Genomic DNA, 14954 nt, shown 5'->3' with positions numbered 1-14954 from the left:
ATTTACCAATTACATGTTATGCAATTCATGTTTGAAACGATTAGGCGCTAGTGAAAATAAAGGATCGCTTATGTTGCAAGCGATCCTCGGGCTGCTTAGTAGATGTAAGCTGCACCTACGATGATAAGCAAAATGAACAGTACTACGAGCAACGCGAATCCGTTAGAGTATCCTCCGCTCATGTTACATACCTCCTTTTCTTGATCAATATATAAGTATGTCATCAGCAAAAGTTTGACTAGACGAATGCCCTTTATTTAAAATCTTTTTACAGAAAGCCACAATATGTTATGATACGCATAGGTAATTTAATTTGGAATGATTAGGAGTGTTTGAAAACAATGAAGAAAATCGCAATAGCAGCTATCACTGCTACAAGCATCCTCGCTCTCAGTGCTTGCAGCAGCGGCGACAAAGAAGTCATCGCAAAAACAGACGCAGGCGATGTAACAAAAGGCGAGCTTTACACAAACATGAAGAAAACAGCTGGCGCAAGCGTACTGACACAACTAGTGCAAGAAAAAGTATTGGACAAGAAGTATAAAGTTTCGGATAAAGAAATTGACAACAAGCTGAAAGAATACAAAACGCAGCTTGGCGATCAATATACTGCCCTCGAAAAGCAATATGGCAAGGATTACCTGAAAGAACAAGTAAAATATGAATTGCTGACACAAAAAGCGGCTAAAGATAACATCAAAGTTACAGACGCCGATATCAAAGAGTACTGGGAAGGCTTAAAAGGCAAAATCCGTGCAAGCCACATTCTTGTTGCTGATAAAAAGACAGCTGAAGAAGTAGAGAAAAAGCTGAAAAAAGGCGAGAAGTTTGAAGACCTTGCGAAAGAATACTCAACAGACAGCTCTGCTTCAAAAGGCGGGGATCTTGGCTGGTTCGCAAAAGAAGGCCAAATGGACGAAACATTCAGCAAAGCTGCATTCAAATTAAAAACAGGTGAAGTCAGTGATCCTGTCAAAACGCAATACGGCTACCATATCATTAAAAAGACAGAAGAACGCGGCAAATATGATGATATGAAAAAAGAACTGAAATCTGAAGTGCTTGAACAAAAATTAAATGACAACGCAGCTGTTCAGGAAGCTGTTCAAAAAGTCATGAAGAAAGCTGACATCGAAGTAAAAGATAAAGATCTGAAAGACACATTTAATACATCTTCAACAAGCAACAGCACTTCTTCATCTTCAAGCAATTCTAAATAATAAAAAGCTGTGCGGCTCATTGAGCCGCACAGCTTTTTTTATGCGATGGAATGGTTTTGATTTTCTTCTTCATGCTGCTGAGAACTGCGGCGTTCTCGCTCCTTTTCCATCCTCTCCATATAAATCTGCCCTTCTTTTTCAATAAAAGCCTGGTCTACTTTTTCTTCCTCTTTGGCTGCCGCCACAAGTTTATATGCGCTGAAAATGATGCCTACAATACAAAGATACACCCACCATGGAAAAAATAACACGGACTCCTCCCCCTTTTGCATAGATTCTTTATTCTTAACCATATGCGGGAATGAGACGAGTTATGTGCGGGAAAGACGCATCAAAAAGGACTGAGCTGAATATGTCAGCATCAGTCCTTTTTACGTTATTTATGAAATGTCGGTTTATAAAAGGAACGGTTTTCCAGTGCGAATACACGTTCAGTATACTCGCCCGGCTTCACGCGCTCAAGCGCTCTGTCCATCATATTCATTTTTGCATCCAGATTGTCTATATAGTGAAGAATTTCCGCTTCTTTCACCATCGGCGGTTTTGGGCTGCCCCATTCTGCTTTGCCGTGATGACTCAAAATCAAATGCTGAAGAATTAACACCTCTTCAGAATCGATTTGAAGCTCCTCAGCCGCTTTTGAAAGCTCTGTCACCATGATGGAAATATGGCCGAGCAAATTGCCTTCAACCGTATATGAAGTGGAAACAGGGCCGGACAGCTCCTTCACTTTTCCAAGATCATGCAGGATGACACCGGCGTAAAGCAGATCACGATCGAGAGACGGATATAAATCTGCTATTGCTTTCGCCAGGTTCAGCATAGAGACAACATGATACGCCAAACCTGAGACAAACTCATGGTGGTTTTTCGTAGCCGCCGGATAATCCATAAACTCAGCTTCGTGTTTTTTAACCAAAAACCTTGTGATTCGCTGGATATTCGGATTTTTCATTTCAAATATATATTGAGTGATGGTATCCATCATTTCATTTTTCGGAATCGGCGCGGTTTCTAAAAAATCATCTATATTGACGTTTTCTTGCTCGCTTACCGGTCTGATATTTCTTAGCTTCAGCTGGGTGCGCCCGCGATAATGATGAACATCGCCGACGACCTTGACAATCGTCTGCGGCGCATAGGTCACTTCATCACTTTGCTTGGCATCCCACAGCTTCGCTTCAATATCGCCTGACTGGTCTTGCAGCATCAGCGTCAAAAACGGTTTTCCATTGCTTGCAATCCCTTTCGTCGAGGATTTAATCAATAGATACTGGTCCACCTGTTCGCCAACCTCATGTAGCATAATCCCTTTAGCCATTCTATTAAAGCTCCCTCCGTATCTTACATAATACCAGTATATCACATACCGATTTTCAGCTATAGAACCTCTTTTATGACACCAAATGGATGATTTGGCTGCTATGAAATGCATCTTTTACGTGCTCATGGCATGTAAAATACAAAATCTGCCTACCGCCTTCAGATAAATCATACAGAACATGTAATACACGTTTCAGCCTTTCCTGATCAAAATGAACAAAACTGTCGTCAAGCTGGAACGGAAGCTTTGACCCACCCTGGCGCGTAACGGCCAAAGCAAATCGGATCGCTGTATACAGCTGTTCACACGTCCCTTGTGACAGCTCTTCCGCATGATAGACAGTTCCATCGCGATGCATAACCATGATCGAATCATCCGTTTCGGAAAAATAAATGGTTTGGTAGTTTCCGTCAGTCAGAGGGCGGAAGAATTCTCCTGCCGTCTCTAGAAGGCGCGGAAGCTCGATTTTTTTATGCCGCTCCAATTTGTTTCTGATCACCTGTTTGACCATTTGTATCGAGGCCCATTTTTTAACCGTTTCTTTTACACGTTCTTTTTGCATTTCGGTTTGAAGCTTGAGGTCTGAGACCAATCCCGAAGCCTCTAATTGTTCCTGTTTGACTGAGAGCAGTGCGATTTGGCTGCGGAGCTGCTCGATCTCCTCAGTCAGCCGCTCTTTTCTTTCATTCTCAACAAATTGCTTATCTTTCAATTCAGAAAGCGTATTGGAATCCGCCAGTTCAAGTTCCTCCGGGTACCCGCCTTGAAGCTGTGCGTTTACGTGATGAAGCTTGTTCTCCGTATCCTTCAATTGCCTGCTGATGTCGGCTATGGCAAAAAACGCATCTCTGTCTTTTGCAGCAGCCGCGGCAAATAACTGTTCAATCTGTGCGTGGAAATACTGTATTTCTTGCTCAAGTTCAAGCATCTGTTCCTTTGTATAATGAATATCTGTTTCAATTTCCTTTTTTTGCTTCTCAATTTCTTTTTCACGTTCAATGTTTTTCCGCAATGTGTGAAGGGCGTCCGAAATGGAGATATCCTGACTCTGATTCACGGGAAGAAGCATACTGACGCGTTCTTCGAATGTTCTCCGGTGCTTTTTCAGCCTGCCTGCTTCAATGGTCAGCTCATGCTTTTTCTTCACTTCTTTTTTAACATCCTTCATTAAGCTGTATGCATCAAGCAAAAATGATGGATCTTCCTTAAATCCGAGCTCATTCATAAAACGCTCAACCTGTGTAAAGGACGGCGCCATTTCGGCTTCCCACTGTTCAAACTGCTGGATGACCCTTTCATACGCCGCCTCCTTTTGCTGGAGCGCTGCACGCTGTGTGAGAAGGTGCTGCTTATTGCGGTCATCCTCCCATAACGCTTCTCTAAGCATTTCAGCTTCTGCTGGTGAAATATCCGTCATGGGCTGTCTTGTCTCTCGGCTGTTTCGAGAAGACGATTTTCCTGATACAAGCCAATACACAATAAGTGCAGCGCCGAAACTTATGGCGGGAATCCATTGCTGCAGCAGAGAAAAGAGTACGATGAACAACATACCAGCTGCAATGACAGTCTTTTTCTGTTTAGCCTGCTGTCTTTCAAAAAACGTTAGCTGTTCTCTGAGCTTCGCTTGCTCTTGGTGCTGCCCCTGTGTTTCATCATATGCTCTAAGAGCAGCTTCTTTATCTTTTCTTTGGCTATCTTCAAGAATCGCGGACGAAGCGGCACGAACGGCCTTTTCCGTGTCTTCCAGCTCTTGCCGGGCAAGTTCAAATGTCTCGTCAAGCTGCCGTTTTCTGTCTCTTGCCTGTACATATTGCTGCACCGCTTGCTGAAGCTGCCATTCATAATCATATGAGGTGTTCATATTCAGGAGCTCATTTTCATCCGTTTTATTGAGCTGTTCCAGCCCTGCCGCTGTCTGCGCAGACGCCTGGCGCAGCTGTGCCTGAATGGCTGCCAGCTGTTCTCCACAGGATTGGTACATATGAAACGCTGCCGAAAGCTCTTGTATCAGCGTTTCTTTCGCCAATAGTTCTTTATCGGGGATAAGCTTTTGCCTCTGTTTGTCCAACTCCGCCATCTTCACCCGAAGCGCCTCAAGCTGTGCTGATTTCGGGTGAAGATGGGATTCATATTTTTCCAGCTGATGCAGTCCGTCAGCAGGAAATTGTCCTGCATGTTCCGGAAATTCTGCAATCACCTGTTCGAGTGTCGCTTTTTCATTTAACAATGGTTTTCGCTCAATCGCTCCCTCAATCATTCGGATATGTCCCGCCGTCTCTTTCAATTCGGTTTCCGCGGCTGCAAGGCGGGCTTCAAGCATTCGTTTTTCCCCGAGAAGCTGATGATAGCCCGCTTCCTCTGCTTCAGCCTGTTTTAGCTTCACTGCCAGCTGCTTAAGCGTTTCCAGTTCCTGATTCAATTGAGGGTTTCGCCCATTTGGTTTATAGAGCCTTTCGCTTTCCTTCGTCAGCCTTGAATCAAGCTTCGATACGGCTTCAGCACCAAACAAGCTGGAAAAGAGCAAAAATTCCCCTATCTTGTCCCGATTAAAGGCGTGAATTTCCTGCAGCCCGAATACGTCGAACGAATATATGGCTTTGTACAACGACCTGTCTGTGCCCTGGAACAGCTGCTTTAAAACATCTCCCTGCTTTACTTCGCCCTTTTCTGTGTACACGCTTAGTTTTTCGGCAGTCCCTTTCGTCCGTTCGATCTTCAGCACCCCATACTCAGGATGTTCAGCTTCAAGAACACCGCCGTAGACACCGCCTGTTTTCGGTTCATATTTTTTCGTTTTCGGAAAACCGAACAGCATACTTTCAATGAATGACATCATCGTCGTTTTTCCTGCCTCATTTAATCCGTAGATGACTTGGACAGGAGAGGCGGAAAAGTGAAAGGTCCGATTGGAAAATTTTCCGTATTGGTAGATATGTAAAGATATAATTCGCAAAGCTGTCACCGCCTCATGTATCAAGCACCTTAAGCTGTCTTTTCAATAATATCTGTGCCTGCTCTTTTATTTCCTTTACCTCCTCTTGGCTAAACCGGTCCGCGTGCCTTCTATACACTGGATGCCGCTCAAGCCCTTCCAGCACGTCTGACAGATCGCTGCGATCAATGTCTTCAAATAAACCGCCAAAAAAAGGATCAAGGTTTGTTAGGTTTGCTTCGTTTTCTGTCTCATCGTCCAATCTAAGAGGCCAAACGAAATGTTCCTCTTCCGCTTCTTGTTCCTGAAGAGCTTCAAGAAACTCATCCAAGGTGCCTTTTGGCGCCTCCAGCAGCCATTCCGGCGCCGTCCCTTGTAAAACAAGCCTTACACAAACAGGGCTCCCCTTTTTCCGCAGCTTCGAAAACGTGTCCTCCACCATTTGGAAGAGGGCTGTCATATTCTTTGCCTCCGTCACATCAACCGCCGCTTTTTCCCACAGGACATCATGCGCTCTCTGAAATTCATAAGATATATCTCCGTTTGTCACATGAACGAGATAATAGCCTTTATCTCCCGCCTCCTTTATATGGCGTGCTTGCGTGTTTCCCGGGTAAATGACTGCCGGATGCTCGGCAGATAGAACCTGGCGTTTATGTATATGGCCAAGCGCCCAATAATCCATCCCGCTTTTCACGAGGTCGTCATGTGTAAACGGGCAATACGGATCGTGTCCTTCAGATCCTGACAGCGTGCCGTGGAGCATGCCGATATGAAACGGTGCGTCAGTTGATCTCCGATAGCGGGCGGCTTGGTTTTCCGTCACTGCTCTGGCTTGATAGCTGAAGCCGTAAATGCTTGCTATGCGCCTGCCTTCTTTAAAAAACGATTTTTCTTCTGGAACAGCGGACGAAAAAATATGGACATTCTCAGGCCATTCAATCGGTGTCCACTCCCCGCCAAGATGATCGTGATTCCCAAAGATGACGTATACCGAAATCCCGCACTCTCTGAGTCTTTCAAACTGTTTTTTCAAAAAGAGCTGAGCCTTTAAGCTTCGATTGGCTTCATCAAACAGATCTCCCGCCAGCAAAATGAAATCAACGTGCTCTCTCACTGCGGCGTCTATCATATGTCTCACGCTTGCAAACGTGCTTTCTTTAATCCGGGCAAAAATCGGCTCCGGCAGATGCGATATCCCGTAAAACGGGCTGTCAAGATGAAGATCTGCCGCATGAATAAAGGTTAGATCAGTCAACATTCTGCTCCTTTCCAGGATGAAGTACCCTTATTTTAGCACCGAATTCTTGCGAATGCACGTTCTGTCAAAAAAGAAACAGCCTGAGAATCCCCAGGCTGTTTTCCAATCAGTTTTTCGCTAAACGTAGCGCTTGTTTGATCGCTTTGAACGCGCTTGAATTGCCGTAAATTAATACACCGCCTTTATAAATTCTGGCGCCGATAACGGCCAGTATGACAATGGTGAGCAGTGTGATTCCGATTCCGACAGCCGCCTGCCAGAACGGAATATCAAGCATGCCGACGCGCAGGAACATAATCATTGGCGTAAAGAACGGAATAAACGAAGTTACCGTAATAAATCCTGCGTCAGGCGCATTCAAACCGAACATCGCGATCATAAAACCGGCGACAACCAAAAGCGTCATCGGCGTGATCGTTTGCTGCACGTCCTCTATTCTGCTGACGACACTGCCAAGAAACGCGGCAAGTGTCGCGTACAAAAAGTATCCGAGCAAAAAGAAAATGACAGCATAGATGACAGTGGTTGCAGATACGTCGGTCAAATTAAGGAATCCGCCGACAGATGAAGCCGTTTCGCTCTTTTGGTTCAGCTTAAGCGACAGAGAGCCGGCTCCTATAATAATAGCAAGCTGTGTGATCCCGACAAGCCCAATACCAAGCAGCTTTGCAAACATTTGCTGGATCGGCGGCATACTTGAGATCAGGATTTCCATAACTCGCGAAGATTTTTCTGTAGCGACCTCCATCGCAATCATGCTGGCATACATAATCACCGAAAAATAAATGACGAACAGCATAATGTAAACAAGCCCTACCGTCTGGCCAAGCTCTTCCTCAGACTTTGCCCCTTCTTTCAGCGCCTTCTGCCCCACAGTAACGGGCGCATAAAGGCTGCTGATCGTTTCCTGCGACACGCCGAGCTCCGCTGTTCCGACAGCTGTTTTGGTTTGCGTCAGCGCCTGCTGCAGCGTTTGATACGTGCTTTCATCAGAAATCGTTAACGCTTTATATGTTCCTGAAATGGTCCCTTTTTCATCTCGTTTGATGATGAGCATGCCATCGAGTGATTCATCTTTGACTTGCTTTGTGACCTCATCCTCCGATTGCTTCGACAGCTTCACATCAAGATCGCCGTCAGTATCCACCGCTTTCAGCTGCTTTGAAAAAACCGGATATAATTCGTTTGTTTCATCAACAACGGCGATTTTTTCTTTCGCATCGTCACCTTGAAACAAAGAAATGATCGACTCCAGATTCGTTACAACTAAAACAAGCAGCACCGTGATGACAGTCGAAATAATAAAGGATTTTGCCATAATCTTATTTTTGTATGTATGAGAAAGCATGATCCAAAATTTATTCATAGACGGCCCCCACCTTTTCTATAAAAATATCATGCAGTGACGGCTCTTCAAGCTCAAACTTTCTGATAAACCCTTTTCCCTGTAGCATCGCAAAAATCTCTTGAGAAATGTCTTCATTGGCAATCTGCAGCTTGACGCCGTCGGCCGTCTCCTTCCATTGTAGAATGCCTTCATGAGACTGCAAAAAGCTTAGATCGTCATCGGAGTGAATGGTGACGTTCTTTTTGCCAAAGGAGCGCTTGATCTCCTTCAGCTTGCCTTGCACGACCGGTCTTCCTTTCTGCAATATGCAAAGGTTCTCACAAAGCTCCTCCACATGTTCCATCCGGTGGCTTGAAAATAAAATAGAAACGCCGCTGTTTTTCAGCGAGATCACAGCCTCTTTTAGCAGCTCAACATTGACAGGGTCCAGGCCGCTGAAAGGTTCATCGAGAATAAGCAGCTCCGGCTTATGCAAAACTGCCGAAATGAATTGGATTTTTTGCTGATTCCCCTTTGAAAGCTCTTCCACCTTCTTATTCTCGTAATCTGTAATATTGAAGCGTTCAAGCCATGTCCCGAGCTCTTTTACAGCCTCCCGCTTCTCCATCCCTTTTAATCTGGCGAGATAGACAAGCTGATCCTTTACCTTCATTTTCGGATAAAGGCCCCGCTCTTCCGGCAAATAACCGATTTTGTTGCTGATATGATAATTCACAGGTCGGCCCTTCCAGCTGATTGAGCCCTCCGTAATGCTTAATAATCCTAGGATCATGCGAAACGTCGTCGTTTTTCCCGCTCCATTTGCGCCTAACAGACCGAACATTTGCTGTTCCGGAATATCTAAGTCCAATCCGTCAACGGCTTTATAATCTCCAAATGTCTTCGTTACGTGATCAATTGTAAGCACTGAATCTCCTCCTTCCCTGACCCATTATATACTAATTTTGGATAAAGCATAATAAAGGATTTTGATTTCCTTTTTAGAATATAAATGAAGAAAGACTGATAAACCTTAAAATGGAGGAGAAACCTGATGGCTGATTATTTCCTTACCGTATTTGATCCTTCGGGGAACACGCTGGTAAACGAGCGATTCGAGGCAGAACATGAAGAAGCGGCAAAAACGCATGGTGAAGCCCTCTTAAAAGAAAAAGAGCTTCATAGTCATACTCATCGTTTAGTCAATGCAGCCGGAAAGCTGATTTTGTTTCACAGATGATCAGCTTCTGGCTGATCTGTTACGCTTGAAACTTCGGCTCCCGTTTTTCTAAAAAGGCACGGATTCCTTCTTGGTGATCCTTGGTCCTTCTCATTCTCTCTTGGGCGCTGCGCTCAAGGGATAGCACTTTTTTCAGTTCTTCAATCTGGAGGCTTTGAAAAATAGCTTTCGTTTCGATCATCGCCAAAAGAGGGGAGGCCAACAGGGTTTCGATAATGGGTCTTGCGCCTTCGGCAGGGTCTCCGGCAAATGTCCCATCAAGAAGCCCCATATCGGCAGCTTCTGAGGCAGATAGTTTTTTTCCGCTCCAAATCAGTTTTTTCGCTTTTGCTTCACCGATTCTTTTCTTCAGCAAATAATGTCCTCCGCCGTCCGGAACAAGCCCAATGCCGATAAAATTCATCGCGAGGACGGCGTTTTTTTCAGCGAGCACAATGTCCGCACAAAGCGCCAAACTCAGGCCCAGTCCCGCAGCAGCGCCATGAATGGCTGCCATTGTCACTTTCTTCATCTGATATAAATTCAGGGTGACAGCCTCAATCGTATCCATCAGCCGTTTAAATTGGTCAGGGTCATGCTCTGACGTCATCATCCTGATATCACCGCCGGCCGAAAAGCCTTTCCCGCTTCCTCTCAGGAGAACGATGAGCGCCTCGCTTGCAGCCGCCATTTCGACTGCCTCCTTCAATTCAGACAGCATCTGTTCATTCAGGGCGTGATGGGCATCAGGCCGATTCAGGATAATCTCTGCAACGGCCCCATTACATGCATATTGAACAAACTCCATATAAAGCACCTCCATGTATGCGCTTACTTTTTTTCTTTCTCCTATACATTCCCCGCCATCCTCAAATAAACCTTTTTATTTTTCAAGGTCAATAGATACTGAAAAATGCATATTGTTTGAATGGAAACATAAAGTTTTATATAGTGAAAAAGAAGGGATATCTTGATGAGAAGGGAGGAAAGGAACATGGATAAATTGCTGATCAGTTTTCTGTTAAGTTTATTTATGGTGTACTTTCCCCCTTCGGACGTGGTTCTGCCTTCCCAGTTTGAAGCAAGCACTGACAGCTATGTGCCTATGACTTCATATCCGCAGGAAACACAATCGGCAAAAACCCCGTCGCCGGGCAGCATGCACCCGGCTGAGCTGATCAAAGAGTACAGCCCGCTGGCGCAGTCTGTCAGGCAGCTCTCTGTCAAACCACTTGACGAACCGCTAATAAACAGGCTGGAAAAGGCTTTGGCCGTCCCTGTCAAATACCAGTCTAATTACCTCCGAATATAATTTGCTCAAGTTTTATTTGTAACTCACCCCATACTGCCAACACTACATTCGGAGGGATTTTCATTGAATATTAAAGAAAACGATCTGCCGGGCATCGGCAAAAAGTTTGAAATCGAAACAAGAAGCCACGAAAAAATGACGATTATCATTCATGATGACGGAAGAAGGGAAATTTACCGGTTTAATGACCGGGACCCGGATGAGCTTCTTTCAAATATTTCATTGGATGATTCTGAAGCAAGGCAAATTGCAGCTATTCTCGGGGGCATGGTCTATAAACCGCAAGCTCTGGAGTCCATTGAAATGGCCTTCAGCGATCTTATTATTGAATGGTTTAAGGTCGAAAAAGGCGCCAAATCGATCGGGCGCACACTCGGAGAGCTTGATGTCCGCCAGAATTACGATGTCACTGTGATTGCCATTATCAAACACAACCAGGAAAAACTCCTAAATCCCGGAGCCGATTCGATTATTGAAGAAAATGACACCCTTGTCCTCTCAGGTGAGAGAAAGCATCTGAAGAAACTGATTCACGATTTTCTTTCTGGAGAGGGCGTGTGAGCCCCGATGGACCATCTTGTATTTGAAGTCGGAACTGCACTTGTGCTTGTGGCAATCGCCAGTGTGATCGCCAATAAAATTAAATTTTCGATTATTCCGTTTCTGATTGTGCTGGGAATGCTTGTTGGACCGCACGCGCCGAAAATGGGGATTATTGATCTAACATTTATTCAAAGCAGTGAAATCATCGAGTTTTTCGGGCGAATGGGCGTACTGTTCCTCCTCTTCTATCTCGGACTCGAATTCTCTGTCGGGAAGTTAATCAAATCAGGAAAATCAATCGCGGTCGGCGGAACGATTTATATTTTGATTAACTTCAGCCTCGGACTGCTTTACGGATTTATCACCGGATTTTCCTTTCTGGAAGTCCTCATCCTCGCAGGCGTCATCACAATCTCGTCAAGTGCGATTGTCGCAAAAGTGCTCGTTGATTTAAAAAGAACCGCCAATCCGGAAACCGAATTGATTCTCGGCATCATCATGTTTGAAGATATTTTCCTTGCCGTATATCTGTCCGTTGTTTCCGGCCTTGTACTAGGTGATGCGACATCCGTAGGGAGTGCACTCTTGTCCATTTTGATCGCCTTCGGTTATATGCTGCTGTTTTTTATCGCAGCAAGAAAACTCCCGCCGCTGTTGAACAAACTGTTGGACATTCGCTCAAACGAAGTGTTTATTATCGTCATTTTCGCAGCACTCTTTTTTATCGCCGGGTTTTCAGAGACGATTCATGTAGCAGAAGCAATCGGCGCGCTGCTGCTCGGTTTGGTCTTTTCAGAAACAGAGCATTCCGATAGGATTGAACACCTCGTTGTTCCGTTTCGCGACTTCTTCGGTGCGATGTTCTTTTTCAGCTTCGGCCTCAGCATCGATCCGTTTTCGCTTGGTGAAGCGGTTTGGCTTGCGTTGGGTGCAGTGATTTTGACCATTCTGGGAAATTTTATCGCCGGAATGGTGGCAGGACGACGCGCAGGGCTTTCTCATAAGGCTTCATCGAATATCGGGCTGACGATCGTATCGCGGGGAGAATTTTCGATTATCGTTGCGAATCTCGGAATAGCCGGCGGACTGTCGGCCACATTAAAGCCGTTTGCCGCATTATATGTCCTCATTCTGGCGATTTTGGGACCGCTTGTCACAAAGGAATCAAAACGAATTTACCGCTTGCTGAACAAGGTATTTAAATGGAAGCCTGAGGTTCAGCCCGCAAAAAAACAGGGATAAAAAAAGCAGCACTGTAATCAGTGCTGCTTTGTCGTTTTTTCAAAAATCTGCTCTAAATATTTGATTTTTTCGTCCGTGTAGTGCTCGAAGCGGTCATTGTACGATTTCGGATCTTTCGGATTCGCAAAATGCGTAATTTTCCCTGTATCCCGATCAATAAATTTACTAGCAGCGCCGCAGCCGATGCCAATAATCGTCTGCACCTCTTCCATAATCATAATGTTGTAGATGCTTTCTTGTCCCGGCAAAGAGTATCCGACGTTTTCAAGGTTTCCAAGAATGTTTTTCTGGCGGTATAAATAATAAGGCACGTACCCATGCTCTTTCGTCCAGGCTACCGCGTCTTCCATCATTTGAGAAACCTCTTCCCTGCCGGCAACTTTGTACTTATGCTTGTTTCTCGTCATTTCTGACGCCCGTTTAAATGAAAGAGTATGAACGGTAAGGGATTCCGGCATCAGTTTTTCTGTTTCTGAAAGACTGTGCCTGAACTCCTTCACGCCCTCCCCAGGCAAACCAATAATCAAGTCCATGTTGATATTATTCATGCCATGCTGGCGTGACAGATGATATTTCTCAATGGTCTCTTCAACCGTATGGTGCCGCCCGATCGCCCTTAGCGTTTCGTTTTCATAGGATTGCGGATTGATGCTGATCCGATCAATGTCATATTTGTTTAAAACGGCGAGTTTTTCTTCTGTAATCGTATCAGGGCGACCGGCCTCCACCGTAATCTCACGAATGTTTTTCACATCCGGGAAGGAGCGGACCATTTCTTCATACAACAGATCCATCTCCTCCGCTGTAATGCTTGTCGGCGTCCCGCCGCCAAAGTAAATGGTTGTAACCTTAACATCATGCTCCTTCAGCCATTCACCGATCTTCTGCATTTCATAATGCAGTCCCCATAGGAATGAGCCGACTCTGCCCGCCTGTCCCTGGATGGCATACGCAGGGAATGTGCAATACGCGCATTTTGTCGGGCAGAACGGAATGCCGATATAAATGCTGACTTCATCCTTTACTCGGTACAAATCCGGCACTGCCGCAAGCTGACGGTCAACAATTTCCTGCATTAGCATGATTTTTTCATCATGAATTAAATAGTCTTTTTTCAACTCAGCATGCGCTTGCTCCTTGGACATTCCGCTTTGCAGTTTTTTATGAAGCAGCTTTGTGGGCCGGATTCCTGTGAGGATTCCCCACTTCTGCGTAATGCCCGTATGCGCCTGAAGAAGATTGAGATACACATAAGAAATTGTGTTTTTCACTTGCTTAAAAGCTTCTTTTTCATTCATGCCGGGAGAAAAGAATTTTGTATGCTGTTCCTTTATGCCAGTTCCCTTCACTTCTCCCGAAACCGTCACATGCTCATCCGTTTGTGACAACGCTAAAGAAATGACAAAATCTGCGGGCTCCTCTCCGCCATACGCAAGCTCGCACTCTTCATAAAACAAATTTGCAATATTTTGCAGAGGCCGATGCAGGCGGTCATCATGTATGCCTTCTATTTTAATTTGCAACTTCATCACCTAATTTATCAGATTCAAAACTTTCTTTAGTGTACAGAAATAAACTGCTAAAATCAATCCGGCAAAAAAGCCGCCGCACCTGTCAGGGTGCGAGCGGCTTTTTTACACACGTTTCATGTGGAACTTATCAAGAAATCCTTTTCGCTGCTGCATTCGGAAATATTCCTTCATCATATAAGCGACACCTTGCTCGTCATTGGACCTTGTAACCCAATCTGCCTTTCTCTTAATTTCCGGAACGGCATTCCCCATCGCTACCCCAAGACCGGCAAGTTCGATCATCGGCAGATCGTCATACTGATGCCCAATGGCCACGACATCATCCATACTAAGGCCCAGCTCTGAAGCGACGAGGGCCAAACCCGCTTCCTTCGAGACACCTTTCGGGACGATATTCAGCTTCTCATCGTTTACGCGAATCACGTCCACCGCAGGGAAGGCTTTTGTAATCGTTTCTGTAATGTCATGCTGAATGTCGTGCTCCGTGTACACCTCGATGACGGGTGCACTCACCGGCTCATCCATGAGGAGATCGCTTAATGATTCAACGAACTGGACTGGATAAAAGATCGGGTCAGACGGATGAATGAGTGCTTTCCCCAATAAATTCGAATTCACCTTTTTCTTGTTTCCGATGGAATACTTTTCGTGAAGAAGCCGAATATTACATTGATAGCTCTCCAGCACTTGAACAATGTTAAAGGTATGATCATCAGAAATTCTTTTTTCAAAAAACGGGGCGTCAATTTTCTCAGCGATATATGCCCCGCTATGGGTGATCAGCTTGGCATCAAGCTTTAGCGATTTCGCTATTTTCTGTGCTGAGCGAAAATGACGGTTGGTCACAAGTGTGACGTAAATCCCTTTTTTCTTTACATATTCAATCGCGTCTTTCGTTGCCTGATGAATCTTCCCGTTCGACCGAAGCAGCGCTCCATCTATATTTAAGGCAAGCAATTGTTTTGACACAGAGATGTCCCCCTCCTTGATGACTGTACTTGTGTATAGGATATGACCCTGTCTCTGTGTTTAGAACAACCTT

Annotated in this window: 15 protein-coding genes; 5 read left to right on the top strand and 10 right to left on the bottom strand. The window is 45.1% G+C overall.

Features of this window, described 5'->3' with window-relative positions; genetic code table 11:
- Window positions 1-95: 95 nt before the first annotated feature.
- Window positions 96-182, bottom strand: a complete 87-nt coding sequence (gene yhzE1, locus NYE20_RS05450) for a sporulation protein YhzE1 (RefSeq protein WP_003327753.1) — start codon at window positions 180-182, stop codon at window positions 96-98.
- A 159-nt stretch (window positions 183-341) separates the two neighbouring features.
- Here yhzE1 and prsA point away from each other — a divergent pair, with 159 nt between their 5' ends.
- Window positions 342-1220 carry a peptidylprolyl isomerase PrsA gene (prsA, locus tag NYE20_RS05445; protein ID WP_003245079.1) on the top strand — a complete coding sequence of 293 codons (879 nt, stop codon included), beginning with the start codon at window positions 342-344 and terminating at the stop codon, window positions 1218-1220.
- Between the two features lie 38 nt (window positions 1221-1258).
- On the opposite strand, the gene yhaL is transcribed toward prsA, so the two are convergent.
- From yhaL to NYE20_RS05415, 6 genes are all read right to left on the bottom strand, one after another.
- Window positions 1259-1471, bottom strand: a complete 213-nt coding sequence (gene yhaL, locus NYE20_RS05440) for a sporulation protein YhaL (RefSeq protein ID WP_003233252.1) — start codon at window positions 1469-1471, stop codon at window positions 1259-1261.
- A gap of 125 nt (window positions 1472-1596) precedes the next feature.
- The gene (gene yhaM, locus NYE20_RS05435; RefSeq protein WP_003245698.1) at window positions 1597-2541 is read right to left on the bottom strand and encodes a 3'-5' exoribonuclease YhaM; all 945 of its coding nucleotides are present in this window, start codon (window positions 2539-2541) and stop codon (window positions 1597-1599) included.
- Window positions 2542-2614: 73 nt separating this feature from the next.
- Window positions 2615-5506 carry a DNA repair/recombination ATPase SbcE gene (sbcE, locus tag NYE20_RS05430; RefSeq protein ID WP_128740169.1) on the bottom strand — a complete coding sequence of 964 codons (2892 nt, stop codon included), beginning with the start codon at window positions 5504-5506 and terminating at the stop codon, window positions 2615-2617.
- A gap of 4 nt (window positions 5507-5510) precedes the next feature.
- On the bottom strand, window positions 5511-6737 hold the full coding sequence (locus NYE20_RS05425; RefSeq protein ID WP_038829285.1) for an exonuclease SbcCD subunit D: 1227 nt from the start codon (window positions 6735-6737) through the stop codon (window positions 5511-5513).
- A gap of 106 nt (window positions 6738-6843) precedes the next feature.
- Window positions 6844-8103 carry an ABC transporter permease gene (locus NYE20_RS05420; RefSeq protein WP_003244912.1) on the bottom strand — a complete coding sequence of 420 codons (1260 nt, stop codon included), beginning with the start codon at window positions 8101-8103 and terminating at the stop codon, window positions 6844-6846.
- Window positions 8096-8992 carry an ABC transporter ATP-binding protein gene (locus NYE20_RS05415; protein WP_032725309.1) on the bottom strand — a complete coding sequence of 299 codons (897 nt, stop codon included), beginning with the start codon at window positions 8990-8992 and terminating at the stop codon, window positions 8096-8098. The genes NYE20_RS05420 and NYE20_RS05415 overlap by 8 nt, the downstream gene beginning before the upstream one ends.
- A gap of 126 nt (window positions 8993-9118) precedes the next feature.
- Here NYE20_RS05415 and NYE20_RS05410 point away from each other — a divergent pair, with 126 nt between their 5' ends.
- Entirely contained in the window at window positions 9119-9304 is a 186-nt protein-coding gene (locus tag NYE20_RS05410) for a YhzD family protein (protein ID WP_015715596.1), read from the top strand.
- A 19-nt stretch (window positions 9305-9323) separates the two neighbouring features.
- On the opposite strand, the gene NYE20_RS05405 is transcribed toward NYE20_RS05410, so the two are convergent.
- Entirely contained in the window at window positions 9324-10091 is a 768-nt protein-coding gene (locus NYE20_RS05405) for an enoyl-CoA hydratase (RefSeq protein ID WP_072175901.1), read from the bottom strand.
- 165 nt (window positions 10092-10256) lie between these two features.
- Between NYE20_RS05405 and khtS the strand changes: the two genes are divergently transcribed.
- The 3 genes from khtS (at window position 10257) to khtU (ending at window position 12380) form a co-directional block, all read left to right on the top strand.
- Complete coding sequence (khtS, locus tag NYE20_RS05400; RefSeq protein WP_077670575.1) at window positions 10257-10595, top strand: K(+)/H(+) antiporter modulator KhtS; 339 nt, start codon at window positions 10257-10259, stop codon at window positions 10593-10595.
- A gap of 63 nt (window positions 10596-10658) precedes the next feature.
- Window positions 10659-11156: a K(+)/H(+) antiporter subunit KhtT gene (gene khtT, locus NYE20_RS05395; RefSeq protein WP_003233269.1), complete on the top strand. Its 498-nt coding sequence runs from the start codon at window positions 10659-10661 to the stop codon at window positions 11154-11156.
- Between the two features lie 6 nt (window positions 11157-11162).
- Complete coding sequence (khtU, locus tag NYE20_RS05390; protein WP_038428703.1) at window positions 11163-12380, top strand: K(+)/H(+) antiporter subunit KhtU; 1218 nt, start codon at window positions 11163-11165, stop codon at window positions 12378-12380.
- A gap of 17 nt (window positions 12381-12397) precedes the next feature.
- On the opposite strand, the gene NYE20_RS05385 is transcribed toward khtU, so the two are convergent.
- Window positions 12398-13903, bottom strand: coding sequence for a coproporphyrinogen III oxidase (locus NYE20_RS05385; RefSeq protein WP_161621789.1), 1506 nt, complete (start codon window positions 13901-13903; stop codon window positions 12398-12400).
- Window positions 13904-14014: 111 nt separating this feature from the next.
- Window positions 14015-14881, bottom strand: coding sequence for a Cof-type HAD-IIB family hydrolase (locus NYE20_RS05380; protein ID WP_003233277.1), 867 nt, complete (start codon window positions 14879-14881; stop codon window positions 14015-14017).
- Between the last annotated feature and the right edge of the window lie 73 nt (window positions 14882-14954).

Source organism: Bacillus sp. FSL R5-0416 (assembly GCF_037975425.1).
GTDB classification, from domain to species: domain Bacteria; phylum Bacillota; class Bacilli; order Bacillales; family Bacillaceae; genus Bacillus; species Bacillus subtilis.
The sequence above is the reverse complement of the archived record's forward strand: the minus strand, read 5'-3'. Positions and strand labels throughout refer to the sequence as shown.